This window comes from Cupriavidus pauculus (assembly GCF_008693385.1).
GTDB lineage: Bacteria > Pseudomonadota > Gammaproteobacteria > Burkholderiales > Burkholderiaceae > Cupriavidus > Cupriavidus pauculus_D.
Genome location: NZ_CP044065.1, coordinates 1,336,961 through 1,361,904, shown reverse-complemented (window position 1 = coordinate 1,361,904; position 24,944 = coordinate 1,336,961). Strand labels below are relative to the sequence as shown.

At 62.1% G+C, this 24,944-nt stretch carries 19 protein-coding genes; 14 read left to right on the top strand and 5 right to left on the bottom strand.

Features of this window, described 5'->3' with window-relative positions:
• Window positions 1-181: 181 nt before the first annotated feature.
• From FOB72_RS06180 to FOB72_RS06150, 7 genes are all read left to right on the top strand, one after another.
• Window positions 182-1,357 (top strand): efflux RND transporter periplasmic adaptor subunit, encoded by a 1,176-nt coding sequence (locus tag FOB72_RS06180; protein ID WP_223851434.1) that lies wholly within the window; start codon window positions 182-184, stop codon window positions 1,355-1,357.
• Between the two features lie 37 nt (window positions 1,358-1,394).
• On the top strand, window positions 1,395-4,562 hold the full coding sequence (locus tag FOB72_RS06175; RefSeq protein WP_150371731.1) for an efflux RND transporter permease subunit: 3,168 nt from the start codon (window positions 1,395-1,397) through the stop codon (window positions 4,560-4,562).
• A 9-nt stretch (window positions 4,563-4,571) separates the two neighbouring features.
• Window positions 4,572-6,014: an efflux transporter outer membrane subunit gene (locus tag FOB72_RS06170; RefSeq protein ID WP_150371730.1), complete on the top strand. Its 1,443-nt coding sequence runs from the start codon at window positions 4,572-4,574 to the stop codon at window positions 6,012-6,014.
• A gap of 37 nt (window positions 6,015-6,051) precedes the next feature.
• Window positions 6,052-6,993, top strand: coding sequence for a GlxA family transcriptional regulator (locus FOB72_RS06165; RefSeq protein WP_150371729.1), 942 nt, complete (start codon window positions 6,052-6,054; stop codon window positions 6,991-6,993).
• A gap of 372 nt (window positions 6,994-7,365) precedes the next feature.
• Window positions 7,366-8,655 carry a c-type cytochrome gene (locus tag FOB72_RS06160; protein WP_150371728.1) on the top strand — a complete coding sequence of 430 codons (1,290 nt, stop codon included), beginning with the start codon at window positions 7,366-7,368 and terminating at the stop codon, window positions 8,653-8,655.
• Entirely contained in the window at window positions 8,652-9,140 is a 489-nt protein-coding gene (locus FOB72_RS06155) for a (2Fe-2S)-binding protein (RefSeq protein WP_150371727.1), read from the top strand. Before FOB72_RS06160 ends, FOB72_RS06155 begins: the two co-directional genes overlap by 4 nt.
• A complete protein-coding gene (locus FOB72_RS06150) occupies window positions 9,137-11,419 on the top strand; it encodes a xanthine dehydrogenase family protein molybdopterin-binding subunit (protein ID WP_150371726.1) in 2,283 nt (760 codons plus the stop codon). The genes FOB72_RS06155 and FOB72_RS06150 overlap by 4 nt, the downstream gene beginning before the upstream one ends.
• Before the next feature lie 444 nt (window positions 11,420-11,863).
• On the opposite strand, the gene FOB72_RS06145 is transcribed toward FOB72_RS06150, so the two are convergent.
• The 5 genes from FOB72_RS06145 to FOB72_RS06125 all read right to left on the bottom strand — a co-directional run bounded on the left by FOB72_RS06145 (window position 11,864) and on the right by FOB72_RS06125 (window position 17,402).
• On the bottom strand, window positions 11,864-12,646 hold the full coding sequence (locus tag FOB72_RS06145) for an H-NS family nucleoid-associated regulatory protein (protein WP_223851433.1): 783 nt from the start codon (window positions 12,644-12,646) through the stop codon (window positions 11,864-11,866).
• Between the two features lie 294 nt (window positions 12,647-12,940).
• Complete coding sequence (locus FOB72_RS06140; RefSeq protein ID WP_191002206.1) at window positions 12,941-14,713, bottom strand: serine aminopeptidase domain-containing protein; 1,773 nt, start codon at window positions 14,711-14,713, stop codon at window positions 12,941-12,943.
• Between the two features lie 14 nt (window positions 14,714-14,727).
• Entirely contained in the window at window positions 14,728-14,946 is a 219-nt protein-coding gene (locus tag FOB72_RS06135) for a phosphopantetheine-binding protein (RefSeq protein ID WP_411859827.1), read from the bottom strand.
• 142 nt (window positions 14,947-15,088) lie between these two features.
• The gene (locus FOB72_RS06130; RefSeq protein ID WP_150371723.1) at window positions 15,089-16,669 is read right to left on the bottom strand and encodes an amino acid adenylation domain-containing protein; all 1,581 of its coding nucleotides are present in this window, start codon (window positions 16,667-16,669) and stop codon (window positions 15,089-15,091) included.
• A 277-nt stretch (window positions 16,670-16,946) separates the two neighbouring features.
• A complete protein-coding gene (locus FOB72_RS06125; RefSeq protein WP_150371722.1) occupies window positions 16,947-17,402 on the bottom strand; it encodes an antitoxin Xre/MbcA/ParS toxin-binding domain-containing protein in 456 nt (151 codons plus the stop codon).
• 208 nt (window positions 17,403-17,610) lie between these two features.
• On the opposite strand from FOB72_RS06125, the gene FOB72_RS06120 reads away from it, so the two are divergent.
• From FOB72_RS06120 to FOB72_RS06090, 7 genes are all read left to right on the top strand, one after another.
• Window positions 17,611-17,919, top strand: coding sequence for a helix-turn-helix transcriptional regulator (locus FOB72_RS06120; protein ID WP_150371721.1), 309 nt, complete (start codon window positions 17,611-17,613; stop codon window positions 17,917-17,919).
• Window positions 17,920-18,058: 139 nt separating this feature from the next.
• Window positions 18,059-19,201 (top strand): XRE family transcriptional regulator, encoded by a 1,143-nt coding sequence (locus tag FOB72_RS06115; protein WP_150371720.1) that lies wholly within the window; start codon window positions 18,059-18,061, stop codon window positions 19,199-19,201.
• An 8-nt stretch (window positions 19,202-19,209) separates the two neighbouring features.
• Window positions 19,210-19,725: a hypothetical protein gene (locus FOB72_RS06110; RefSeq protein ID WP_150371719.1), complete on the top strand. Its 516-nt coding sequence runs from the start codon at window positions 19,210-19,212 to the stop codon at window positions 19,723-19,725.
• A 1,131-nt stretch (window positions 19,726-20,856) separates the two neighbouring features.
• Window positions 20,857-21,147: a hypothetical protein gene (locus FOB72_RS06105; RefSeq protein WP_150371718.1), complete on the top strand. Its 291-nt coding sequence runs from the start codon at window positions 20,857-20,859 to the stop codon at window positions 21,145-21,147.
• Window positions 21,148-21,357: 210 nt separating this feature from the next.
• On the top strand, window positions 21,358-22,695 hold the full coding sequence (locus FOB72_RS06100) for a hypothetical protein (protein ID WP_150371717.1): 1,338 nt from the start codon (window positions 21,358-21,360) through the stop codon (window positions 22,693-22,695).
• 255 nt (window positions 22,696-22,950) lie between these two features.
• Window positions 22,951-23,748, top strand: coding sequence for a hypothetical protein (locus FOB72_RS06095; protein ID WP_150371716.1), 798 nt, complete (start codon window positions 22,951-22,953; stop codon window positions 23,746-23,748).
• 58 nt (window positions 23,749-23,806) lie between these two features.
• Window positions 23,807-24,928 carry an NAD(P)/FAD-dependent oxidoreductase gene (locus FOB72_RS06090; protein WP_263364755.1) on the top strand — a complete coding sequence of 374 codons (1,122 nt, stop codon included), beginning with the start codon at window positions 23,807-23,809 and terminating at the stop codon, window positions 24,926-24,928.
• Window positions 24,929-24,944 lie beyond the last annotated feature (16 nt).

Below are 24,944 nucleotides of genomic sequence, written 5' to 3'. Positions count from 1 at the left end.
ACACCTGTCGCATGACCAGAAACGAGGGAAGTTCGTCCTTTCTCCCTTGGCCCCACGGTGGTGAAAATGCCGGTCGACTCGGCAACCATCGATCGACGATTGGATGAACACTCACACCAAACTTGATAAACCCGCCATATCGGGCTCCCGGCCCCGCACATCACGATGGCGAACCGCAGGGATGGCAGGCATCGCCCTGGCTCTCCTCGGCATTGCATTCCTCGCATCCGTCAGAAAGGCCCCGGTCGCCAATGCGGCGATGACGCCCCCGACGGTGTCGACGTCGATCCCGCTCTCACGGCAGATCAACGAATGGGACACCTACATCGGCCGATTCGAACCCAGTCGCACGGTTGACATTCGCCCACGGGTTTCAGGGCAGATCGTGGCGGTGCACTTCACGGATGGCGCGACCGTGCGTCGCGGCGACCTGCTGTTTACCATCGACCGACGGCCATTCGCGGCCGCCCTTGCCGAAGCCAACGCGAACCTGGCTAGCGCGCGCAGCGAGCTCGCATTGGCCCGAGCGGATGCACAACGCGCAGACAGTCTGGTCGGCGACGAGGCCGTCTCCAAAAGCGAGCTCGACCGCCTCCACGCACGCGTTCAGGCCGGCGTTGCCGCCGTCGCTGCAGCGCAAGCACGCGTCAGCGCGCGCTTGCTGGAACTGGATTTCACGGAAGTCCGTGCGCCGATCGCCGGCAGGGTGTCGTACCGGCGCGTTGACCCGGGCAACCTCGTCGCCACCGGCGAAGGCACAAGCGGCACCCTGCTGACGACGGTCAACGCCCTCGACCCAATCTACTTCGTGTTCGAGGCGTCCGAAGCGCTCTACCTCAAGGCCCTACGCGCAAGACAGGATGGCGCCAAGACGTCGGCGATTGAAGTCCGCCTGCAAGACGAAACGGATTACCGCTGGCACGGCGCGCTCGACTTTACCGACAACGGTCTCGATCCACGGTCCGGGACCATCCGGCTTCGGGCGGTCGTGCCCAACCGAGATCTGTTCCTGACACCCGGCATGTTCGGCAACATGCGTCTGGCCAGCAGCGGCACCACGACAGCCCTGCTCGTTCCAGACGCTGCCATCCAGACTGACCAGGCGCGCAAGGTCGTGCTGACAGTGACCAAGGCAGGCATTGTCGAAGCTAAACCCGTCGTGCTGGGCCCCACAGTCGATGGCCTCCGCATCGTGCGGTCAGGTCTTGCCCCGACCGACGACGTCGTTGTCGGCGGCATCCAGATGGCGACCCCGGGCAGCAAGGTGCTGACGAAGCCGACACGCATCGAGCCCGCAGCGCCCGCTCGTCCCGCGCCGGCCCCGGCGATATCGGGCGAAGCCACGTTCGCATCCTGATTGCGGCCTGATTGGCCATTTCCCTAGGAAAGCACCCATGCGCCTGTCGCGCTTCTTCATTACACGGCCGATCTTTGCCGCAGTCCTGGCGGTCGTGATTACCATTGTCGGCGCCATCGCCTACTTCCGACTACCGGTCTCCCAATATCCGGACATCATTCCACCGACTGTTGTCGTGTCCGCGACATATCCCGGCGCTTCCGCGGAGACCGTGGCGGAAACCGTCGCGGCGCCGATCGAGCAGGAGATCAATGGCGTCGACAACATGCTCTACATCTCGAGCCAGTCGACTGGCGACGGCAAGGTAGCGATCTCGGTGACCTTCAAGGTCGGCACCAACCTCGACGCGGCGCAAATGCTCGTGCAGAACCGCGTCGCCACCGCGACACCGCGATTGCCCGAAGCCGTGCAGCGCCTCGGTGTCACCACCCGCAAGACGGCGCCTAGCGCGCTGATGGCGGTAAACCTCGTGTCGCCGGATGGCATCTTCGATCAGGACTACATCTCGAACTACGCCCTCACGCAGGTACGCGACCGGCTCAGCCGGATCGATGGCGTCGGAGACGCCATCATCTTCGGCAGCCGCGAATTCGCGATGCGCGTATGGATCGACCCGGACCGGGCAGCCTCGCTCAATCTGACCGCCGGCGAGGTCGTGGCCGCGCTGCGCGCGCAGAACGTACAGGTCGCCGCCGGCGCGCTCGGACAACCGCCGAGCGCATCCGCCGATGCGTTCCAGCTGAACGTGCGTACGCAAGGCCGATTCTCCGAACCGGACCAGTTCGCCGACGTCATCGTCCGGACCGACGCGGACGGCCGGCAAATTCGGGTGCGGGATGTAGCACGCGTCGAGCTTGGCGCCGCGGACTACAGCACGAATGCCTATCTCTCCGGCAAGGCGTCAATCATGATCGGCATCTTCCAGCGACCGGGCACGAACGCCCTCGAGACCGGGGAAACCGTCGAGCGCGTGATGCAGGAGGCCGCGAAGTCGTTTCCACATGGGCTCGAATACCGCATCATGTGGAATTCCACAAAGTTCATCGCGCAATCTATCGCCGCAGTCCGTAATACCCTGCTGGAGGCGGCGGCGCTCGTGGTGCTTGTCATCTTCCTCTTCCTGCAACGCTGGCGCGCGGCAATCATTCCCGTCGTCGCAATCCCGGTGTCGCTTATCGGCACCTTCGCCCTCCTCGCTGTCGCCGGCTACAGTCTCAACAGTTTGTCCCTGTTCGGCCTTGTGCTCGCCATCGGGATCGTTGTCGATGACGCTATCGTGGTGGTCGAGAACGTCGAGCGCAATCTCGGGCTCGGGCTCAGTCCGCTCGAGGCCGCGCGCAGATCCATGGACGAAGTCTCGGTCGCATTGGTCGCCATCGTGCTGGTCCTTTGCGCAGTGTTCATTCCCACGCTCTTCCTCAATGGACTGTCAGGCGCGTTCTACAAGCAATTCGCATTGACCATATCGGGCGCTACGATCATCTCGCTGGTCCTCTCGCTCACCCTCTCGCCCGCGCTCGCGGCGCAGCTGCTGCGCACCCATGAGACAAAGGCCGCCGATCACCGGGTCATCCGCGCGCTGCATCGTGCGGGCGATGCGTTCAACCGATGCTTCGACACCTTCAGCGCCGCATACGGACGGCTGACCGCATGGATGGTCGCCCGCCCCAGGCGGGTCATGTTGTCCTATTGCGGGCTCATCATGGCCACCCTCGCGCTGTTCTGGGTGACACCGACCGGTTTCATTCCGCCGCAGGACCAGAGCTATCTGATCACGGTGGTGCAGTTGCCGCCAGGCGCGTCGCTGTCCCGGACGGACGCCGTGCTGCAGGACGTGTCGCGTCGGCTCCTGACGATCGAGGGCGTGCGGGGCACGATCATGCTGCCCGGCTACGATGCAGCTTCGAATACCAACTCGCCGAACGCTGCGACGGCGTTTATCCCCCTCAAGCCATTCGAGGAGCGGCAGCGTCATGCCGATGCCATTCTCGAGGAAGCACGCAAAGTGACCGCGGATATCGATGGCGCGCGTGTCATGGTCATTCCACCGCCGTTGATCGATGGCATCGGCTCCGCAGGCGGCTATCGAATGATGGTGCAGGATCGCAGCGACCACGGCTATCAGGAACTCGGCAGCGAAACCGGAAAACTCATCGCAAAAGCCAATGCAACCGCGGGCCTGTCGCAGGTGTACACCTTCTTCAATACGCTGACGCCGCGGGTTTTCGCGGATATCGACCGGCGCAAGGCCGAGATGCTGGGCGTGTCATCAGAGCGTGTGTTCGAAGCGCTTCAGGTCTACCTTGGATCGGCCTACGTGAACGATTTCAATCTGCTCGGCCGCACGTTCCGCGTCACGGCGCAGGCCGACCAGGCGCATCGCGCCACCACGGCCGATATTGCCAACCTCAAGACACGGTCGTCGGCAGGCGCGATGGTACCCGTCGGCTCGGTTGCCACGTTCCATGACGAAACGGGACCATATCGCGTTGTCCGCTACAACCTGTTCCCCGCGGTAGAGGTCGACGGCGACACCGCGCCCGGCTCCTCCACCGGACGCTCACTCGCTACCATGGAGCGCCTGGCCACGGAGACGCTTCCGGCTGGATACGGCACAGAATGGACGGGTATTGCGTATCAGCAGAAGATCGCCGGCAACACGGCTGCGCTCGTCTTCGCGCTCGCTGTCGTGCTGGTGTTTCTCGTGCTGGCCGCGCAGTACGAGAGCCTGACGCTCCCGCTGGCCATCATCCTGATCGTTCCGATGTGCCTGCTTGCCGCGATGATCGGCATCCAGCTCCGCGGCATGGATAACAACGTCCTGACGCAGATCGGCCTCGTGGTACTGATCGCCCTCGCGGCCAAGAATGCAATTCTGGTCGTGGAGTTTGCCCGCCAGGCGGAAGAACAGGATGGCCTGACACCGGTCGCCGCGGCCGTACGTGCAGCGCAAACGCGCCTGCGGCCGATCCTCATGACGAGCTTCGCATTCATTCTCGGCGCGGTGCCATTGCTGGTTGCCAAGGGTGCCGGCGCCGAGCTTCGGCAGGCATTGGGGACCGCGGTGTTCTTTGGCATGCTGGGTGTCACCGGATTCGGGCTGCTCTATACGCCGACCTTCTACGTCGTATGCCGCGCCCTTGGCGCACGACTGTCCCCCGGCCGCCGGATGGCGGGGCCCACGCCAGTGCAGCAAGCCGATTGAGGTGCATTCATGAAACGACTCAAGCCACTGCTCTGCCTGTTCGCACTCGCCCTGACCGGATGCGCCGTCGGCCCCGACTATGTGTCCCCAGGCGTGCCCGTTAGCGCCGAGGGCGCTTTCACCGCCGGCGAGGCGCCTGCGCTCTATGACCAGAGCCCAGCCCGTGACGACTGGTGGCGACTCTATCGCGACCCCATCCTCGATCGACTGATCGAAGACGCGTTAGCTGCGAACATCGATGTCCGGGTTGCCGTCGCCCGGTTGGAACGCGCGCGCGCGATGTTGCGCGATGCCGGCGCGGATCGCTATCCGGGCACGGAATTCGATGCGACGGCCAGCCGCCAGAGACAGGCAGCCGTCCAGGCGCTACCCGGACAGGATCGTCAACACACGCTCGTCGACGCGGGCTTTGGCATCGCCTATGAAATCGATCTGTTCGGCCGGGTGAGGCGTGGCATCGAATCCGCACGCGGCGACTTCGAAGCCGCGCAAGCCGACCGGGATGCCGTCAAGGTCGCCATCGTGGCGGACACTACGCGCGCGTACCTCAACGCGGCCGGCGCTGCGCAGCGCCTTGCCGTTGCGCAGCGGATCGTCTCGCTGCTGGATCGCTCACTGCGTGTCATGAACGGCCGCGAGAGAGCGGGAATGGCGACATCGCTGGACACCGCCCGAATCGCCGCGCTGCGGGAACAGCGACATTCGAACATCCCGGTCATCGCGGCCGAGCGGCAGGCGGCGCTCTTCCGGCTCGCCGTCCTGACCGGTCGCGCGCCGGGAGAGCTGCCCGCCGACGCAGCAGACCTCAACGCCGCAGCAGACCTCAACGCGTTACCGGCACTCGATATGCCCATTCCCGTCGGCGACGGCCAATCGATGCTCGCCCGGCGGCCCGATGTCCGCGCCGCGGAGCGGAGACTGGCCGCCGCGACCGCACGGATCGGCGTAGCGACGGCCGACCTCTATCCGCGCATATCGTTTGGCGCGACCATCGGATCGACAGGGTTCGGCGCGGGGGACTTCTTCGGGGCCGGCCCGCTTCGATGGCTCGCGGGACCCAGCATCTCGTGGTCGTTCCCGAATCAGGAACGCATCCGCGCGCGTATCTCGGCCGCCCAGGCGGACAGCGCGGGCGCGCTTGCGACATTCGATGGCAGCGTGCTCCAGGCGTTGGCCGAGACGGAAACCGCACTATCGAACTATGCCCGTGCCGTCGACCAGCGCACCGCCCTCGCTGCGGCGCGCGAGCAGGCCGATCGCGCCGCACGCATTGTCCGCGCGCAACAGCGCGAGGGACGCAGCGACAGCCTCGCCCTGCTCGATGCGGAGCGCACATTCGCTGACGCGCAAGCGCAGGTGGCGGATGCAGAGGAACGCATCGCCAACGCCCAGGTGGACCTGTTCCGGGCGCTGGGGGGCGGATGGGCGTCTCAGCCGCTGCGTACAATGTAGAGCGTTCCCGCTGTCCGGTCCTATCCAAGGAGATGCTTTGATAACCGTCGCCGTGCTGGCCCTTCAAGGCGTCGTGCCATTCGACCTCGGCATCGCCTGCGATGTGTTCTCCCGCGTTGTGCTTGCCGATGGCAAGCCTGCATACCGCGTGATGGTGTGCGGCGAAACGACGCGGGTGGATGCCGGCGGGCATTTCGATATCCGGGCGCCGTGGAAGCTGGAGGACGCACTAGCCGCGGATCGCATCATCGTGCCTGACGTGGAAGATATCGATCGGCGGCTCTCCCCAGGTGCCTCCAGGACGTTAAGGAGCGCGCTCGAGGGCGGTGCACAGGTCGCCTCGATCTGCACCGGTGCTTTCGTGCTCGCCGAAGCAGGACTGCTGGACGGCCATCGCGCGACAACCCATTGGGCGGCGGCGGGAGAACTGGCACGACGTTATCCCGCCCTCACCGTGGACACCGATGTCCTGTTCGTCGACGAGGGCAACATCGTGACGTCCGCCGGCAGTTCGGCGGGCCTGGACATGTGCCTGCATCTGGTCGGGCGTGATTATGGCCAGGCAATGGCCGTGCAGGCGGCAAGGCTCGCCGTCGCGCCGCTTCATCGCGATGGCGGACAGGCCGCGTTCATCCAGCAGCCGGTGGTCGGCAATGCGTCGAGCCTCTCTCCGCTCTGCGACTGGATGCTCAAGAATCTTCACAAGCCCATCGACGTCCCCACGCTCGCGGCCAAGGCGAGGATGACGCCGCGCACCTTCGCGCGCCGCTTCCATGACCAAACGGGGACGACGCCCATCCAGTGGCTGATCCGGCAACGCATCCGCCGCTCGCAGGAGTTACTGGAGACGAGCGACGCCAGTGTCGATCAGGTGGCCTCAGCATCGGGCTTCGACTCCGCCATCACGTTCCGCGCTCGCTTCCAGCGCGTAGTCGGCCTGACACCTTCGGCCTATAGGAAGCGATTCAAGCAACCGTAGCGCCGGCGCAATCCCGCTCGACACGCATGCAGGCGGATGCGTGACGGGCTCGTGGAGCGCAACGTTGATGACCCACAGGAATCGGCATCGTGCATTGCGCGGCGCCGAAAACTGTGTTGCGTCGCCAGATGATAGTGCTGCGCCGATGCGTCTCGTACATTGACGCACACCTGGATTGCTTCGCGTCGTCGGTCCCTTCGCTTCGTCGGTTCAATTCAGCGCCTCTTCGAAGGAGCGCCACGCTGGACATCAAGTCTCAATGGATCTAGACCTTGGTGTTAATGAATAGAACCCACCAGTCCATTGTCGCCACCGACCCGCATCCCTAGCATTGCAGGAGCCATTCCTAAACTTAACGGGACCCCTACAACGATGAAAGCCCGACATCGGTTCTTCCCACTACTGACCTTCGCGGCGGCCGCGGCGATCGTTGCCGTCGCCGTCTCGATCTATCTGACGTGGGAAAAAGCGATGGCTCCGACGGCCCCTCCCGTGCCCTCCTCATTCGACCGACAACTGGTCCTGCATGGCTCGCGAGTCGCGGCGCTCGGTGATTGCGCGGTCTGCCACACGGCACCGGGCGGCAAGCCCTACGCGGGTGGCCTGCCGCTTGCTACCCCGTTCGGCACCATCTACACGACCAACATTACGCCGGACGCGGAGACGGGCATTGGGTCATGGTCGCTCGAGGCTTTCACCCGCGCCATGCGCCGTGGCATCTCGAGGGACGGCCATCAGCTCTATCCCGCATTTCCGTACATACATTACACGCGGATGTCGGACGGCGACATCGCCGCCGCGTATGCGTTTCTGATGCAACGCGACCCGGTCGTTAGCAAGGCGCCCGACAACGCCCTCATCTTCCCCCTCAATTTCCGGCCGCTCGTCGCTTTCTGGAACGTCCTGTTCCTGCGAGAAGGCCCGGAACCCACGGATGCGTCTCGCGATGACAAATGGAACCGCGGACGCGAACTGGTGAACGGGCTTGGCCACTGCGCAGCATGTCACACCCCTCTCAACCCGATTGGCGGCGAACAGTGGGGGAAGGCGTTCGATGGCGGCGTGGTGGACGGTTGGGAAGCACCCTCGCTCAACACCCTCACCTCGTCGCCGCACCCGTGGACGAAATCGCAGTTGATCGCGTACCTGCGTACCGGCATGTCATCGCAGCACAGCGCCGCCGCTGGCCCGATGCTGCCGGTCACGCAAGAGTTGGCCACCGTGCCCGAGGAGGATGTGGACGCCATCGCTACCTATCTTCTATCGCTACAGAAGCCGCGCACCCGCGACGTTATGCCGCCCGATCATGCCGGTGCGGACAAGACCTCCATCCAGCGAGGCGCGGTCCTGTTCTCGGCCGCATGCGCGGCGTGTCACGGTGAGAACTCGCCCATGCAAAGCCTTGGTCAACGGCCGAGCCTCGCGACAAGCACCACGGTCAATGCGGCCACGCCGCGCAATACCGTGCAAATGATGTTGGAAGGCGTGCAATGGCAAGGAGAGCGGGAGGTGCACTACATGCCGCCGTTCAAACACATGCTGAATGATCGCCAGATAGCCGACATCGCTAACTATCTACGCGCGACCTATACCGACCAGCCGCCCTGGAAGGATGTCGTGCAGACCGCGGCCGACATTCGGAAGGGAGACCAATCGCGATGATCCACCTCACAATCAATGGCACCAGGCACGCCCTCGAGATCGATCCTGCGACGCCTCTGCTATATGCCCTCCGCGACCACCTCGGCCTCAATGGCGCCAAGTTCGGATGCGGCATGGGCCAGTGCGGCGCATGCACGGTAATCGTCGACAACAAGCCGACTTTCTCATGCCTCACGCCAGTCGCTGCAGTCGGCGATGGCGCTATCAGGACCGTCGAAAGCCTTGGCACCGCCGACAAGCCTGGGCGGCTCCAGCAGGCATTCATCGACCACCAGGCAGCGCAGTGCGGCTATTGCATTGCAGGGATGATCATGCGTGCCCAATCCCTGCTCGAAAGCAATCCGCGCCCGACCGACGCAGAGATCCTCCAGCACATGGAACCCAACCTGTGCCGGTGCGGCACACATATGCGGATCCTGGCGGCGATCCGTGCCGCAAGCCTCGCCCCCGAGACAACACGGTCGAAGCCGGAGAGCAAGCAATGACCCACCACGACGATCAGAACGAGGATCATGTCGAGAGCCCGAAGCGCCGCGCCTTGATGATGTCCGGCTCGCTGGTAGTGGGCTTTTCCTTGTTGCCCGCGAGCAATGCTCTGGCGGAGCTGGTTCTTGCCGATGAGGGCGCGGCGGTCCGGGTCGGGACAAAGACGGAACGGCTGGCGGGTAGCCTCAAGACCAACCCTTTCCTCGACGCCTGGATCAAGGTCTCGCCCGACAATCACGTCACGGTCTACACGGGCAAGGTCGAACTCGGCACCGGTGTACGGACCGCGTTGCATCAGGTAGCCGCCGAAGAGTTACAGATCGCCCCCCATCTGATCACCTTCCTCACGGCAGATACCGCGCGATCGCCGGATGAAGGACTGACAGCCGGCAGCCATACGATGGCGGACAGCGGGAGCGCATTGCTCAATGCCGCCGCACAGGTACGTGGGTTGCTGAGCGACGCAGCGGCCAGAAAGTTTCGAGTGGATGTCTCCACGCTGACGGTGGCCGACGCCCGGATCACCGCGCGGGATGGCCGCTCCGTGAGCTTTGCCGACCTTCTGCCGACGGTCAACCTCCATGTCACCGCCAAAGTTGCCTCGCCGTTGCGTGAACCCGGATCGTTCACAGTAATCGGCAAGTCGATGCCGCGCACCGATATTCCGGCAAAGGTGACCGGTGGGGCGAGCTATGTGCAGGACCTCAGGTTCCCAGGCATGGTGCACGCCCGAGTGGTTCTCCCTCCCGTCTACGGCGCGCCATTGCTAGCCGTCGGCGAAACGAAGGTGCGCGCCATGCCAGGCGTTGTAGCCGTGCTACGCGACGGCAACCTGCTAGCCGTTGTCGCGCAGCATGAGTGGCAGTCCGTACAGGCGCAGCGTGTGCTGTCTGCCGGATGCCAATGGGGTAAGGGCCGTAGCCTGCCACGCCCCCAGGACGTACACGCGCAGCTCAAGGGAATTGCCACCGAGCGCATCGTGATCGCGGACAACAGTGCGGCGATGCCCCAAGCGGTGAAGACGCTTTCGGCGACCTACACCAAGCCATACCTGATGCATGGATCGATCGGTCCGTCCGCGGCCGTGGCTCATCTCGACAACGGCACGCTGACCGTCTGGACGCATTCTCAGGGGGTGTATCCCCTTCGCGATGGCCTGGCGGAAATGCTCTCGATGGACAAGGAGAAAATCCGCTGCATCCATGTCGTCGGATCCGGATGCTATGGACACAACGGCGCCGATGATTCCGCCGCCCATGCCGCGTGGATTGCCCGAGCGCTTCCCGGCCGACCCGTGCGCGTTCAGTGGATGCGCGATCAGGAGCACGTTTGGGATCACTACACACCGGCAATGGTCACCGAAGTCCAGGCATCGCTGTCGGCGGACGGGACGATCGTGAACTGGGACTATGCGCTGTGGAGCAGCTCTCATAATGAACGGGTCGTCAATGCGGGGCGACTATTGCCGGCCACGCTGCTCGCGAAGCCTTTCAAGCCTGCGCCGTCTGTGCCGATGACGCAGCCAGAGGGCGGCGGCGATCGGAACGCCATCCCGCTGTACCGCCTGCCGAAGCGCCATATCGTGAACAACTTCTCGCCCACCATGCCGCTTCGGACTTCCGCGATGCGGTCGCTGGGGGCTCACATGAACGTCTTCACGATCGAGACCTTCATGGATGAGCTTGCCGTGGCGGCCGGTCAAGACCCGGTAGCGTTCCGGCTAAAACATATGGACGACCCGCGAGCTGTCGATGTCATCCGTCTTGCCGCCAGCAAGTTCGACTGGAGCGATCGAAAACGCAAACCTGGTCACGGTTACGGCTTCGCGTTCGGAAAGTACAAGAACATCATGGCTTATATGGCGATTGCGCTGGAGGTCGCGATTGAGAAGGACACTGGAAAGGTCCGACTCGTTCATGCAGAAGCCGCTGTTGATTGCGGGCAGATCGTCAATCCTGATGGGGTCCGCAATCAAATCGAAGGCGGCATCCTTCAGTCGGCAAGCTGGACTCTCTATGAACAACTGAAGTTCGACGCCAATGGGTTACGCAGTTTCGATTGGGGGACGTATCCGATCATGCGGTTCTCCTCCGTGCCGACCCAAGTCAACGTTCACCTTATTGACCGTCCGGGGTCGCCGTTTCTGGGCGTCGCAGAAGCGCCCATGGGGCCCACGGCGGGTGCGCTTGGCAATGCCATCTTCGATGCCACGAAACTTCGGCTTCGCGATATGCCGTTGGCGGGCGAAAGCCTGCGCAGCAAGTTGATCGGGTCTTAGCCGATTGGATTTTCGCCGTATCCCCGGATACGGTCGCACCGTTAAATCGATGAGGCCATTGCTCGCCTGAACTCCCGCTCAGAGTGCTTTCTGACCGTAGAAGCCTTAGGGATGTCGTCAACCGCAAAGGGTTGATCAATTTCGACAACGAGTTCCGGATCTTGCGGAGCTCGTCGCTGCGCCCCCGGAGACCTCGTGCAGCTCAATGTCACGCCACATATGCGGCTGACAAGCGGGGAGCACCGCGACATTCGCCCATATCTGGCCTGGCATCGGGCGCACGCCTTCCAGGCATAGCAGGGCGGTTGCGGATCCCGGTATCGATGGCCGCTGTGCACCCCGATGCGGGTGCCGCCTGGCACGCATGCGGCCGCCGGCTCGCTGCCTGCTCCGCCCAAGTTCGCAAGCAAGGGGGCAGACCGGCTGCGCCCGCCAACCTGTCGTTCAGTACAAACGATCGATTAGGAAACGCTCGGGCTTCTTGCCAATCCACGCGGGAGCCCTACCGCGGCCCGACCAGGTCTGGCCCGTCTTGGGGTCGCGGTACTTGGGACGCGGCGCGGCCTTCGTCTTGGTTGGAACAGCGCGGCCAGCGGGCTCATCACTGGGCTTGCCCGCAATGTCCTCAATGCTCAGTTCATACTCCTGCATTAATTGCTGAATCCCCTCCACGATCTTTGGCACTTCCGTGGGACGCAACCGCTCAAGCTGGGCATTGACAGATGCGAGTTGCGCGAGCAGTGTGGATCTGGTCAGGCTTTGGGTTGCAGTAGGCACTTTTTGCTTCTGTCGCGTCTTACGAGTTTGCGTATTCTGAGTTCGCGCTTCCGGGGCCGCCTCCGCTCCATGCAGCGTTATCTGCTTCGGCCTGCCCTTCCTGATTGGCGTCTCTTGAGTCGTGGCTTCCGCGGCAGCAACATCGGCAACGGTTTTCGGCTTCCGATTGCGCTTCGGGGCCCGCGTCTCTTCAGGCGTAGCTTCCGAAGCTTGCGCGTAACGCGGCGCAAGCAGGGCAGCCGGTTCGGTCAATTCGTCCGGGGCGGAAGTTTCCCTCGGTTCGTCAATGGCCACGACTTCAACCGGAGCTTCGGCCACAGCTTCAGTAGTCGCTTCGAAGCGCATGGCTTCAATGGGCCCTTCCGGCAAGTCGGATTCAATCGCTTCCGAGTCGCGATGCCCGGCAGCACAAAAAAGATAGGCTCTAAGCACATTTGTATGGAGTAGCAATCACTTCAGCTGCCCCTTGCATGACGCCGCGTCCCGACGTGGTGGATGTTATGGCGTTTCATCGACACGGGAACCTCGCCGGGCCGACGCGCCAAATCGGAACTGTGGGCTGACTTCACCTACATCTGGACCGCCGAAGGCTGGTTGCACGCCGCGGCAGTGCTGGACCATAACTCTCGCCATATTGGTTGGTCGATGCAGGAGAGCACAGCTCGCAGCTGGGTCGGGCCCGTTGGAACCGGCCACCGCTTGCGCTCGACCGCAGCAACGCGTTGCGTCGCCGCCGGCGCACGCTCAGTCGGGCCTTGCCATATGGGCGCCAGTCGCGCTTGTGGGCCGCCAGCCGGCCCTCTCGTTGAGAGAGGCCGTGCGCGCGCTTTGGTGGTCTGGGACGTTGGCTCGGCCAACCGGGAAAGTCCTCTCATGCAAGAACGCCTCGACATAATTTGATACGACGTCGCGTGCGGTTCTTGAATATAGTGAGTGGTCCAACTGCTCCAGTACGGTCATCGTGACGTTCTTGTACGTTCCGAGATAACCAGCCTTTGGGAGTTCGTCGAGCCCCGCATCTAGCGGACCGTACACCAGTGAAGTCCGTACGTCCCTCCGCTCGAGGTCCGCGAGGAGTCGGCGGACAGCAGAGCGCTCGTACCAGCGACGTATCAGGCTTACTGCGATCCTGCGCAGATCCGATCGGCCAGTCAACAATAGAAGCCATTTACGGGGATTCCGGACGGACCGCATATACACCTGACTGGGGGCACGCGCCTTCGTCGTGGGTGCCCCCCAAAAGAAGAACGGCAGGTTGATAGACATGCAGCCCACCACATTTGGATGCTTTAGCGTCGTATGAACGCTGACGTATGCGCCCGCGCAGACGCCGAACATGACAATCTCCGGATGTCGAGCCGCGATCAGCCATTCCACTCCTGCTATCGCGTCTGCGACAGCATGACGGGCATATACAGCCTCGATGGTCGGCGCACCGTCGTGATTCACGCTGTCCCCAACGCCGCCCACGTCCATGCGTAAAGAGGTGATTCCCTGTGCCGCAAGCCTCCGAGCCATCAACACGGAATGCCTTGCGCAGCCAACGCGATGAACGCCCGCTGTGTTCATGATCAATACAGCTGGGGCATGCTCGTTTGGATTGCGGGGCTTGCAAATGACACCGACATAGCGTCCGTTTCCGAACACGACAGGTATTTCATGACCCGCCGCGAAGTCGATCCTTGTATCCGCCGGCGGCTGCAGAATTTCGACGGAAGGCGCCGCTGTCGTGCCGCACTGAGCGCCGAGCCACTCGAGCACGCTATCGAAGGCCAGTCGCGGCGGCACGCAAAATGTCGGGTCGGGCAAGAGGAATTTATCGTACTCTGGAAAGATCTGCAGATCTGCGCTCGCACCGTGGCCACGGTAGTACTGAGCGAGCTTGTTCAACGACTCGCTAACGCCGATATCGTGCAAGAGCACGCGGGGCGCGGGACGCCGCTGGCGCTCTGTGAGGTCGATGGAAGCGAGTTGATCCAGCGTGTCGGCATACATGCGGAATCCTAGCGCGCCCACTCCCGGCGCTTCCTCCGGCGACTGCTTTGCATCCTGGCCAGCGAGGGCCTTGACGCAGCTTAGATCCTGCATGCGCAGTTCCCGGATGTAGCGCTTGCCAGAGATGATCGGCGCCATCAATATCACGCTGTCGACATTGGCAAGCTGCTCGGCGGCCACTGCTGCTAACGTCGCACCCAGACGTAAGCCGCAGAGCGCGAGCCGTGTGACACCGGTAGCGGTCCGCAGGTATTCCGCCGCGGCGATGATGCTGTCAACCCATGCGCGAAAGCGTTCCGGGTCCTCCTCGTCGCCCTCGGAGTCGCCCGTCCCCGGATAATCGAAGCGCAAGACGGGCATGCCACAGGCTACCGTTACCGATTCCGCGAAGTCGCGCCATCCGCGGTGCACACATAGCGCCTCATTGCCGAACGGGTTGCACAATACCAGGCCCGTGGCAGCCCGGCCGCCCGCAGGGAGATGCAGCCACCCAAAACAGCCACCAAAGGTGACCGGTCTCATCGTAGGCTGGCCAGTCATTGGTGTCCCTTACGATGAGATACAGCGCCCGCCAGGCTACCGTCCGGCATGAGGGGGGCGAGAGACCTTTCCAGCGAATCGATACAGCGAAACAAGTCGAACGATATCAACTCTCCAGGTATTTCGATGCCAAAGGCATCTTCAACCGCTAACAGGACACGGACCGTACCGAGGGAGGACAAGCCAGCGTCGTACAAGCTATCGCTATCGGCCAATGTTTCGACCGGGACATGGAGGCATGCATTCTCCGAAAGGATATTACGCAGAGCGACTTTCAATGACTCCCTCCCATCTGGAATAGCCAATCCACGCGCACGTAGTGTTGGCTGATTAGTACTGCTCGGGATGGTGTCAACTTCACGCAGGAATTTTGGTGCGCGCGCACTGCTCGGCTAGCGCTTTCCTGTCGATTTTTCCATTTGCGTTAAGCGGCATTGCGTCGAGTGACACGATCCGCTGGGGCGCCGCATAGTCGGGCAAGCACTGCCGACACGCATGTAAGACCGCCTCGGTGTCTACTCGGGGATTTGTCACGAAGGCTACGAGCCCAGCCGCCCGCCCCACCTCATCGAGGGGCCAGGCAATCACCGCGCAGAGCGCGGCACCGCTGCGCGCGTGGACGATATGCTCGACTTCCTCCAGTTCGACACGGTTACCTCGAATCTTGACCTGCGTATCCACACGCCCGTGAAATACAATCCCGTGCGCTTCAGTCGTCCGCACGATGTCACCGGTCCGATACCAGCGGTGCGCATCACGGCCCGGATAACGCTTCGAGACGAACCTGTCATTGCCAGATGGGCCGTCCGCTGACAAATAGCCACCGGCAATCTGTGGGCCCGCGATCAGCAACTCACCGGTCTGCTCGGCGGCGACAGGTCGGAGGTCCGGGTCAACGATCATCAACTCTACCCCCGGGAGTGCTCCCCCGAGCGGGATGACCGCGTGCTGCGGATTGTCGAGAAATTCCGCGCTGACTTCAAAGCAAGTCGAGGCGATGGTCGCTTCCGTCGGCCCGTACATATTGAACAGCCTGCTATTCGGTGCGGCACGCGCCCACGCCAACGCCAGAGAGCGAGGCAACTGCTCACCGCCAAACATCGAGACCCGAAGACTCGGGAAGGCACCCGGTGTCAGCTTGCGCATTTGCTGCATAAAGCCGACCACGGACGGGACACTACTCCAATGCGTGATTTCATGACGTCTAATAAAGTCGGCGTTATACACGGGATCGACAGTCTCTGGCACGTACAGGCAGCCACCATTCGCCCAACATACGAACATGTCATGCACGGATGGATCGAAGCTCAACTCACAGAGCTGGATATGACGTGCATGGCTGGTTCGCTCTTGCAGCTGCAATTGCCCGTTCATATACGCCTCGGCGTTCGAATGCGTAATCGGCACGCCCTTCGGCGTCCCCGTCGATCCCGAGGTGAAGAGTATGTAAGCGACGTCGCCCTTGGCACCTTGCGGTCGCACATAAGGCGCGACAGGCAGCGTAGACACGGTGGACGCGACGGAAGGCACGTGCGAACCGGGCGCGTCCTCGTCGAGCAGAAAAATTTGCGGGGGCTCGTCAAGCAATGCCAGCACATCCTCCAGCCCGCTGGCGCAACCACGATCAACCAGCATCAACGACGCACCGGACTGCGCGATGATCGTCGCCCTGCGTGAAGCCGGCATCTTCGGATTGAGAGGCACATAGGCCATCCCCGCATCGAGAATTCCGAGCACGCCGGCATAGGCTTCGACACTGCGATATCCAAACAGCAGACAACGTCCAATGTCCTTGTCCCGCGCAATTGCTGTAAGACCTGCAGAGATACGACGTGCCCGGGTTTCAATCTCGCCGTAACTGTATAGACGGTCCTTTACCCATAACGCTGGACTGTCACTGTAGCGCGCGGCGGAATCAAAAAAGTATGAATGCAACATCTCGTATCCTGGAACATGAGACCGGGTAACCGTTATGAGCACCGGCGCCAGATGTCTGCAGCATCCAACCCTTCATCCTGGGTGTCCGCCTGCGGCGAAGAATAGACTTTCGAAAGACGGGTTTCTGTGCGATAGCGCTCGAAACGTCTATGCGCTGACGGCGGAGCATTGGTGGATGCGTACATTCCGCACGCGAGTGGAGAATCGAGAGGGGTCGTTCCCGCCGCGGTCGCGACGCGGCGCTGATCCGCGTAGTTGCTAACTCGCCAAAGGATCATCAGGCAAAGTACCCGTCGTCGATTTGCACCAACTGCTCTTCAACGAGACGAGCGCCCTGCTCCGTCCCAGCGACTGACAATGGCGTAAGCCCACCGAGCCGCCGCTGCTGCCGCCGCAACCAGTTGAGACCGCGCTCGACGTCTCCAAAGGTGTTCACCGCCTGCGCCAGGATCCGGGCAAGCCGAATGGCCTTGTCCGACTCGTCCATGGTCAGCGGCTGTCCCTTCTCCCGACGATGACTGAGCGTGCGGCGCGGGACGATGAAGGCCACCTCATCCCATGAGAGCCCCGCCTCGAGCAGGCGCTCGAGTATCTCCACCGGTAGCCTCTCGCTTGCCAGCGTCGCAAGGTCGGCGCCGCCGCGTACCTTGATGCCCAGATAGCCGCTCAACCTATCGAGGTAGCGCTCGTATGGGGCAGGTGCCCCCGAAGGATGGAAAGCGATTGTTGGCATGACGTGCTCCGGCAATTTGCCCATGTTCGCGGCCAGTTGCCAAGCTAGCAACTTCGCTAGCTTGAGCGCTGCCTGCGGCCCTATGGGCCGATCCTCGCACCCGAAGACGGGTGTAGAACCATAACGCACCCTATACCATGCGTTATCCTATCCGTCTGTCGTTAGTGCTGCCTATTGAGTGCAATATCAACGTCTTCACCTGCCGCAAATGTCTATCCGCAACTCCTCAACCGGTGACGAGATTGCCGCAGAAATCGGCGCTCGGTTACGCGTCAAGCGCCTCGAGCGCAACCTCACCACCGACGAACTCGCGAAGCGCGCCGGCCTCGGAAGAAACGCCATAGGCGACCTCGAGGCCGGCAAAGACGTGCGTGTTTCGACCCTCATCAAGGTCATGCGCGCACTCAACATGCTCAGCAACCTTGACGCTGCCGTTCCGGATGCCTTGCCCACGGGCGCAGCGCTCAACCAACGCGGTCAGGTCAGGGAGCGCGCTCGCAAACCAAAGGAGATGTAGTCGGCTACCGAAAAGAAGCCACGGGCCCGCCAGCTGGGGGGGGGGTAAGGACCGAATTAGGGAAATGGCGAGTCGAAAAAGTGGCTAACCCACCACACTATATCTTGCATTTCAAGATTTGCAAGATTACGATTGGCCCATGACCTCACCCGACTTCAAGGCCACCCCCGCCCGCACCATGGGCGCACGCATCCGCGCAGCACGCGAGACACGCGGCCTCAACCAGCACCAACTCTCCGATGCCCTCGGTTTCGCCGATCGTCAGACGCTGTCGACAATCGAAACCGGCGAGCGGAAGGTGCAGCCAGCCGAGCTCGTCAAGCTCAGCCAGATCCTCGAGCGCCCACTCGACTGGTTCATCGATCTGTTCGTCATCGAAGGCGAGGCACAGTTTTCGTGGCGCGTTTCGCAGTCGGTCACCGACAGCTCGCTCGCTGACTACGAAGCAAAGATCGGGCTGATCGTCGGACTGTTCCGCCACCTGAATATCGCGCTGAATGGCCCATCGAAAGCGCTCGGGCAATTCCTGCGGATGCCCCCCAACCCCGCGTTCGAGGACGCCTGGCGTTGGGGCGAAGCCGTGGCGCAGGAACTCGACCTCGGCCCGATTCCGTCTGAAGTCCTGGCTGAACGCATCGAGACCAGGCTCGACATCGCGGTCCTGCATATCGACCCGGACGTCTGCACCAACGGCACCCACGCCATATCAGGCGCCATGTGCCGCCTCCCCGATCTCGGCGTCATCGTCATCAACAGACGAGAGTCCAGAGTCCGTCGCAACTTCGACGTCGCACACGAGCTATTCCACGCGCTCACCTGGGATGCGCTGACGCCTGAGCACCGCGAAGACACCGACGCAAAGCCGGTCAAGCGAAGCCGGAGAATCGAACAGCTGGCCGACAACTTCGCCGCCGCGGTCTTAATGCCGACAGCGACCCTGTCTCAGCTCATCGATCCTGCAGGCTTCACCAACACGCAACACCTCGCAGAGGTTGCCAAGCAATTGCAGGTCTCCACGCATGCGCTGGCTTTCCGGCTATTCAACGCGAAGATGATCGACAAACTCACGTGTCAGGCCTTGTGCGAGCAACCACCGCTCGCACCGCGATGCGCTTCAACGCCACCGAAACTGCTGTCCGCGTCCTTCGTGACGCTATTGCACGACGGCATCGCGCGCGGCCACGTCTCGACCCGAAAGGCCGCCAAGGCCCTCTCGATGACGCTTGAAGACCTTGCTGAACTGATGCGGGACTATGGAAAGTCGGTGCCCTTCGCGATCTAGGCGATCAAATGACGAAGCAACGGGTGCTGTTGGATACGTGCGTCATCATCGAAGCGCACCGAATCAGCTGTTGGAAGGCGCTTTGCCAAACCTTCGACGTTGAGACGGTGCAGTGCTGCGTCGACGAGTGCTGTGCTGGCGATCCATTGAAACCTGGCCGCGTCCCGATCCAGCGCGAAGATCTCGTTGCCGGGATGGCTAGAGTCCATGATGTCACCGACATCATGTTGGCAACGCTCGCAATCGAGCAAGATGACCTACCCGCTCTCGATGATGGCGAATTGCATCTGATGGCGTGGCTCCATGCCAACCCAACCGAGGCTGTGCTCACCGTGATATCCACCTCTGACCGCGCTGCTCTTCGTGCGGCGCATGTGCTTCGACTACTGGATCGGGTGACGTCTCTACAGGAGCTTGGCAGAGGCGCCGGTGTTGGACGCAAGCAGTTGGAAAAGTTGGAGCATCACTTCAGCGAGGATTGGCTTGGGGCGGTACGGATGCAGTTGCGTATGAATATGCTTTGATGCCGGTGATCGGCACAATGCACGCGATACCCTGCACTACCGGCCTTATTTGCCTATCAGTGCAGCCTCTAGCATGCATTACGACATGACACGAGACTCGCGAAGATTGGCCATGAAAACGCTCGTCGAGCCTCAGTCCGGTGAGGAACACCGGCTAATCAAATTCGCTCTCGCGCTGCGGACAGCGGCCGGATCCGGTCTTCAATCTCGTTGATCACACTCAGGACGAATACGTAAGGAACTTCGCGTTCCTGATGTGACCCGCCGGCGAGGGGGGCTTCCCGCTGCCTATGACCGGATACAGGCTGCAGCAGCAGATGACTGCTTGGGTCGCAACGTTCCACTGGCCCGCGAGGGGCGGCCCAGCCGCCGAACGCCTCGGTCGATGGATGCTCTTTTTCGGCCTCGTGACCAGGCACATGTCGCCGAAGTCAACCAACTCCTCTACGGTAAGTCATCCGCCTAGAGGTTTATCGGACTCACCCTACCCGTACAACGCGGCGCGCGTGTGAGTGGGGCTGACGCTCAAGCGCGTATTCACGAGCCGACCGCACCAATAGAGCGGCGGTAATCTCGCAACAACAGGGCGGTGAGTCTCAGTCGAAAGTGCAGTTAAAGCCCGTTTTTTGTGCATCTATTGAAAAAAATGCGCGATAGAAAAAAATCAATACGTGCGAAAACAGGCAGAAATTGGCAAAAAACGGCAAAAATTGAAGCTTGGGTTTTCTGGGCTTGGAAACACGCTTGTCACGACTGGTAAAACACCGATGTTTCACTAAACTTAGATCTGATTTAAACGACGACCACAAGATGTTGTGGTGGTGCCATGCAGATCAGAGCTGATGGCCCTCGGTAACCGTGCCATACCGAGGGCCGAAAAAGTAAAGACCCCAAACGCGCTTCACTTTGGCGAGATGGACGCGATTGGGGTCTTCCAGGCACTGCCTCGAACGACGCGCACGCAGTGCGTCCGCCTTCGTTCGCGAGAACCCTGCGCACAACGCAGGACGCAACCAAGGTGGCCGCGCGCGTCTCGAGGCTCGATTTTATGCGCTGCCGCATGAGAAGCCAAGGCGCTTCCTAGTCGGTACTTAACAAATTGAGCCGCCCCTGCGGCGAAAGGTTTAAGTCATGCAATACCTAGCCCGTATCACTATTCACAATGGGACCTACCTCGAATACGAGGCATTGCATCAGCGGATGCATGCCATCGGCTTTGTCCGGGTCATCCGTGCCGCTAACGGCGTGCGCTACTCCCTGCCGGACGCTACGTACGTCGGTGAACGCTTCGAGGCGGTGGCGGCGGTTCAGCAACTGGTAGCGAACCAGGCCAAACAGGCCGCGCCGATGCGCGGTACTCCGCAGGTTTTTGTCTGCGATTACAACCTGGCCGCCTGGTCGGGATTGCCTGTCGCCAAGTAATGACATAACAGACCTGCCGGCCCTCCCCGGCAGGTCTGTCTTTCATCCGGACACAACCACGGATAGCCATCGTCGAAGCGATCGTCGCGTCGAAGGCAGACTTCCGGCCGTGGGCCCGGCCAATGACGGCATACCCATCACCCTTGGGGTAGGCGGGGCGTGCTGCCCGATGAGACCATCCGTGGCACTAAGAACGAGAACGAGGGTTGCATGCATCCTGTACTGGTCCAGATTCAAGAGGAACTCCGCAAGGTCACTGCCCAACTGCAGGCCCATCTGGGCAGCGACGAACCATTGGGGACAGTTCACAACAACTGGAGCTTCCCAGGCCTCACCCGCACCGAGCTGGTCGAGGAAGCGCAATCAATCATCGACCTTATCGATGAACGCGGAGGCGACGACCTCGGCAGCGCCGAATCCCGCATCAAGGACTATGTGCGGCGATTGACGCATCTGCACACGAGCACCATTCCCAATATGTGGAGCAATGCCAACCAGGCCGTCACCGCCTACCTGTTCACGCTCGAAGGCTTGCGCAAAGCGCTCGCCCCGGTCCTAGCCGACGACGCGGTCGCCAAGGCAGCCGAAGCCGCCGTCCAATTAAGGCGGCTCGCCACCAAGATCCGCGGTCTCGAAGCGCGGCTGGCAAACGTCGAGCCACGAACTGCCACCCTATCGGGCATGGTCGAGCGCATCGAGAAGGCTTACAGCGCTGCCGACCAGCTCCCGACGGACCTCGAGTCGCTCGCCGAGGCGCGGCAGGAGCTCGCAGCCATCCTGAAGGCGTCCGCCGAGGAAGGCACCCGTATTGCGGACACGCGCAAGGAGGCGAGCGCGCTCGAAGCGGATTTGCGCCAGAAACAGAAAGAGGCCGGCGAAGTCCTCGAGCGCTGTGAGACAGCGTATTCGGCCTCCACCAGCGTGGGCCTCGCCGCCGCCTTCACGGAGCGCTCCGAGTCCCTCTCGAAGTCAATGTGGCTCTGGGTAGGCGGTCTCATTGCCGCCCTCTCGCTGGGCAGCTTCTTCGGCTCTCAGCAACTCCACTCGCTCTCAGAGCTGTTCCGCCAGCCCAATGCCCCGACCTCTGTCCTGGTGCTCAATCTCGCTTTGTCGCTGCTGTCGGTCGGGGCGCCCGTCTGGTTTTCGTGGCTCGCCACCAAGCAGGTTGGGCAGCGCTTCCGGCTTTCCGAGGACTACGCCTTCAAGGCATCGATCTCGCGCGCCTACGAGGGCTTCCGCCGGGAAGCGGCGCGCTTCGACAAAGACATGGAAAGCCGCGTGCTGGCTTCGGCCCTGACACGCTTGGACGAGCTGCCGTTGCGACTGGTGGAGACTGAAACGCACGGCAGCCCCTGGCACGAGTTCGTGTCGTCGGACGTCGTCAAACAGGCGATGCGCGTGGTGCCCGACTTTGCCGACCAGGTGAAGGACTTGGCAAAACAGGGCATCGCTGCGGCGACGACCCGGTCCAAGCCGAAGGCACCAGCCAGTGCAGCAACAGGTACGCCCATCAATGCAGCGAATGGTACGGGCGTCGACGCGGATTAATACGCCGCCGGGATAGTTCTGATAACCGGTAACGCCGCGTGGGTTGGCTTCGTAGCCTTGCCGCGACTGACGCCGAAACTCGAGAGCGCTTGTGCCTCGGGGTGACGGCGCGTGGCGGGGAAGGAAAATGACATGACGCACCATGCAGGGCTCAACGCGAATGGCAAAGATCTAGAAGCCATTGGCCCGCGTACTCGGGTGCGCGAGCCCTCTAAATGCGATTGAATTGTCGCAACTTTACAGGCAGCGGAAATTATGACCGATAGCAGCCATTGGCGGTTCAACGCGGACGTGACGTGGCACACCTTTTCCGCAACCGTGCATCAAAGCGTTATGGCGGCCGAGGCAACCAATGCCTTTATGCGCTATGAGTACTTGCGCGCCGCCTTGTATTTCGGTAGCGCGTGTGCCGAGGGCTATTTGAATCGCTCGATGCGCGAACGTCTGACCGTACGGTGTTTAGCAGAACGAACGATAAGAGACGAGTTGAAACGCCCTGGACTGGGTATAAAACTCCGTAAATGGCCTGCCAATTTTTGCGATCAGTCAACCCAACTGCCTGCGGACATCATCGATTTACTGGACAAAGCGCAGAAGGTGCGTAACGAGAATACCCATCCTAAGCAGGCCGACCACAGCATTTATCAGGACATGGACGATGTGCAGCCGAATGACATTGTCCACGCACTCGCGCGCATGATCGTGATCCTCAACGCTGCGCGTGACCGCCCTTTTCCCTACTGGTTACTGGGCTGGAACTACGTCGGCTTGAACGGAGACCCTAGCCATCCTTTCGAAAGCAACAACCTTAATGGCTTCATACATTCGCTGCGACATCTTGGCTTCTCTTTCGACAATCACGGAAGCGATATGACGTGGGAACAGCGTGAAATGACGTCCATCACGGGGTACACGGCACTCCGCGAGGCGCTGCAAAAATTGCCTTTCGATATCGAACCGCGGGATAGTCGGTTTCCGACAAGACCCCGACTGACGCGACGGTGGTGGGATAAATCCGTGATCAACGACGAGAGCCTAGCAGCGTTGAGTTGACGCAGGTCGCCAGCAGACGGCGGCGCGCCGGCTCGCCGAGCTGCGTCCCGACGAAGCCGTGCTGGTGCTCGATGCCACGTCGGTCGGCGAAGGCTCGGCCGGACGGAACTCCGGCTTCGTCATCAACGTCCCCCACAATACCGGGATGACCGGTCACGGCCGCGCCACCGATGCCGCGCAGCGGCAACTGCGCCTGTACCAGGCGGGGTTGCAGTGGCTGGAGGCGCTGGTCCGCGCGCATCGGATCAACTGCGGCTGGAATCCCGCCGGCAAGTTCCATGCCGCCGCCAGCGCACACGGTGTGGCCGCACTCAAGGCCACGCTGGCGCTCTATCAGGCATGGGGCGTCGAGCACACCGAGCTCGATGCCGATGCGCTCGCCGCCAGGCTGGGAACGCCCTACTATCGCTACGGCTTCCACGCGACGAACAACGTGTTCGTGCAACCGGCCGCGCTGATCAGAGGCCTGGCCGATTCGCTGCCGCCGAACGTCGTATTGGCGGAAAACGAAGCGGTCACCTCGCTAGGCCGGACCGCGCCATTCTCGATCGCCACGTCGCGCGGCAGCTACGTCGCGGATCGCGTGATCGTCGCCAATAACGGCTTTGCCAAATCGCTCGGTCTGCTTCAAGACCGGCTCATCACAATCTACACCTATGCCGCCTTGACGCCCGTGCTGCCCCCCTCCGAACTGGCGCAGCTCGGCGCGGGCCCAGAGTGGGGCGTGATCCCCGCCAACCGGCTCGGCACTACGTTGCGGCGCGTCGCGGATGGCCGTTTGATGGTGCGTAGCGCGTACTCGTACGAGCATGAGCAGACTCCGGCCGCCACGCTGCGATTGCTTACCGACAGCTATCGGCGCCGCTACCCACAGATGCCATCCCATGACTTTGAGTACGTGTGGGGCGGCACCACAGCGCTTACACGCAATGGCGCCAGCTTCTTCGGCGCGATCCAGCCGGGCATCTTCGCGGCTGCGGGTTGCAACGGCGCAGGGGTGCTCAAGGGCAGCACCTACGGACGGCTGCTGGCTGACCTCGCGCTGGGCGAAACGTCGCCGTTGCTGGCAGACGCGCTAGCGCTGGAGGGCCCGAGCTGGTTGCCGCCAGAGCCGCTGCGCCGCATCGGTGTGACGCTCGCCATCAGATATCAGGCATCTGTGGCCGGTGCTGAACGATAGCCGCCAACGCAGCGAA

What these genes read in the sequence shown, in the direction of transcription:
- FOB72_RS06180 (WP_223851434.1), top strand. Translation starts at nt 182, where the DNA reads ATGGCAGGCATCGCCCTGGCTCTCCTCGGCATTGCATTCCTCGCATCC.
- FOB72_RS06175 (WP_150371731.1), top strand. Translation starts at nt 1,395, where the DNA reads ATGCGCCTGTCGCGCTTCTTCATTACACGGCCGATCTTTGCCGCAGTC.
- FOB72_RS06170 (WP_150371730.1), top strand. Translation starts at nt 4,572, where the DNA reads ATGAAACGACTCAAGCCACTGCTCTGCCTGTTCGCACTCGCCCTGACC.
- FOB72_RS06160 (WP_150371728.1), top strand. Translation starts at nt 7,366, where the DNA reads ATGAAAGCCCGACATCGGTTCTTCCCACTACTGACCTTCGCGGCGGCC.
- FOB72_RS06155 (WP_150371727.1), top strand. Translation starts at nt 8,652, where the DNA reads ATGATCCACCTCACAATCAATGGCACCAGGCACGCCCTCGAGATCGAT.
- FOB72_RS06150 (WP_150371726.1), top strand. Translation starts at nt 9,137, where the DNA reads ATGACCCACCACGACGATCAGAACGAGGATCATGTCGAGAGCCCGAAG.
- FOB72_RS06140 (WP_191002206.1), bottom strand. Translation starts at nt 14,713, where the DNA reads ATGAGACCGGTCACCTTTGGTGGCTGTTTTGGGTGGCTGCATCTCCCT.
- FOB72_RS06130 (WP_150371723.1), bottom strand. Translation starts at nt 16,669, where the DNA reads ATGTTGCATTCATACTTTTTTGATTCCGCCGCGCGCTACAGTGACAGT.
- FOB72_RS06125 (WP_150371722.1), bottom strand. Translation starts at nt 17,402, where the DNA reads ATGCCAACAATCGCTTTCCATCCTTCGGGGGCACCTGCCCCATACGAG.
- FOB72_RS06120 (WP_150371721.1), top strand. Translation starts at nt 17,611, where the DNA reads ATGTCTATCCGCAACTCCTCAACCGGTGACGAGATTGCCGCAGAAATC.
- FOB72_RS06115 (WP_150371720.1), top strand. Translation starts at nt 18,059, where the DNA reads ATGACCTCACCCGACTTCAAGGCCACCCCCGCCCGCACCATGGGCGCA.
- FOB72_RS06110 (WP_150371719.1), top strand. Translation starts at nt 19,210, where the DNA reads ATGACGAAGCAACGGGTGCTGTTGGATACGTGCGTCATCATCGAAGCG.
- FOB72_RS06105 (WP_150371718.1), top strand. Translation starts at nt 20,857, where the DNA reads ATGCAATACCTAGCCCGTATCACTATTCACAATGGGACCTACCTCGAA.
- FOB72_RS06100 (WP_150371717.1), top strand. Translation starts at nt 21,358, where the DNA reads ATGCATCCTGTACTGGTCCAGATTCAAGAGGAACTCCGCAAGGTCACT.
- FOB72_RS06095 (WP_150371716.1), top strand. Translation starts at nt 22,951, where the DNA reads ATGACCGATAGCAGCCATTGGCGGTTCAACGCGGACGTGACGTGGCAC.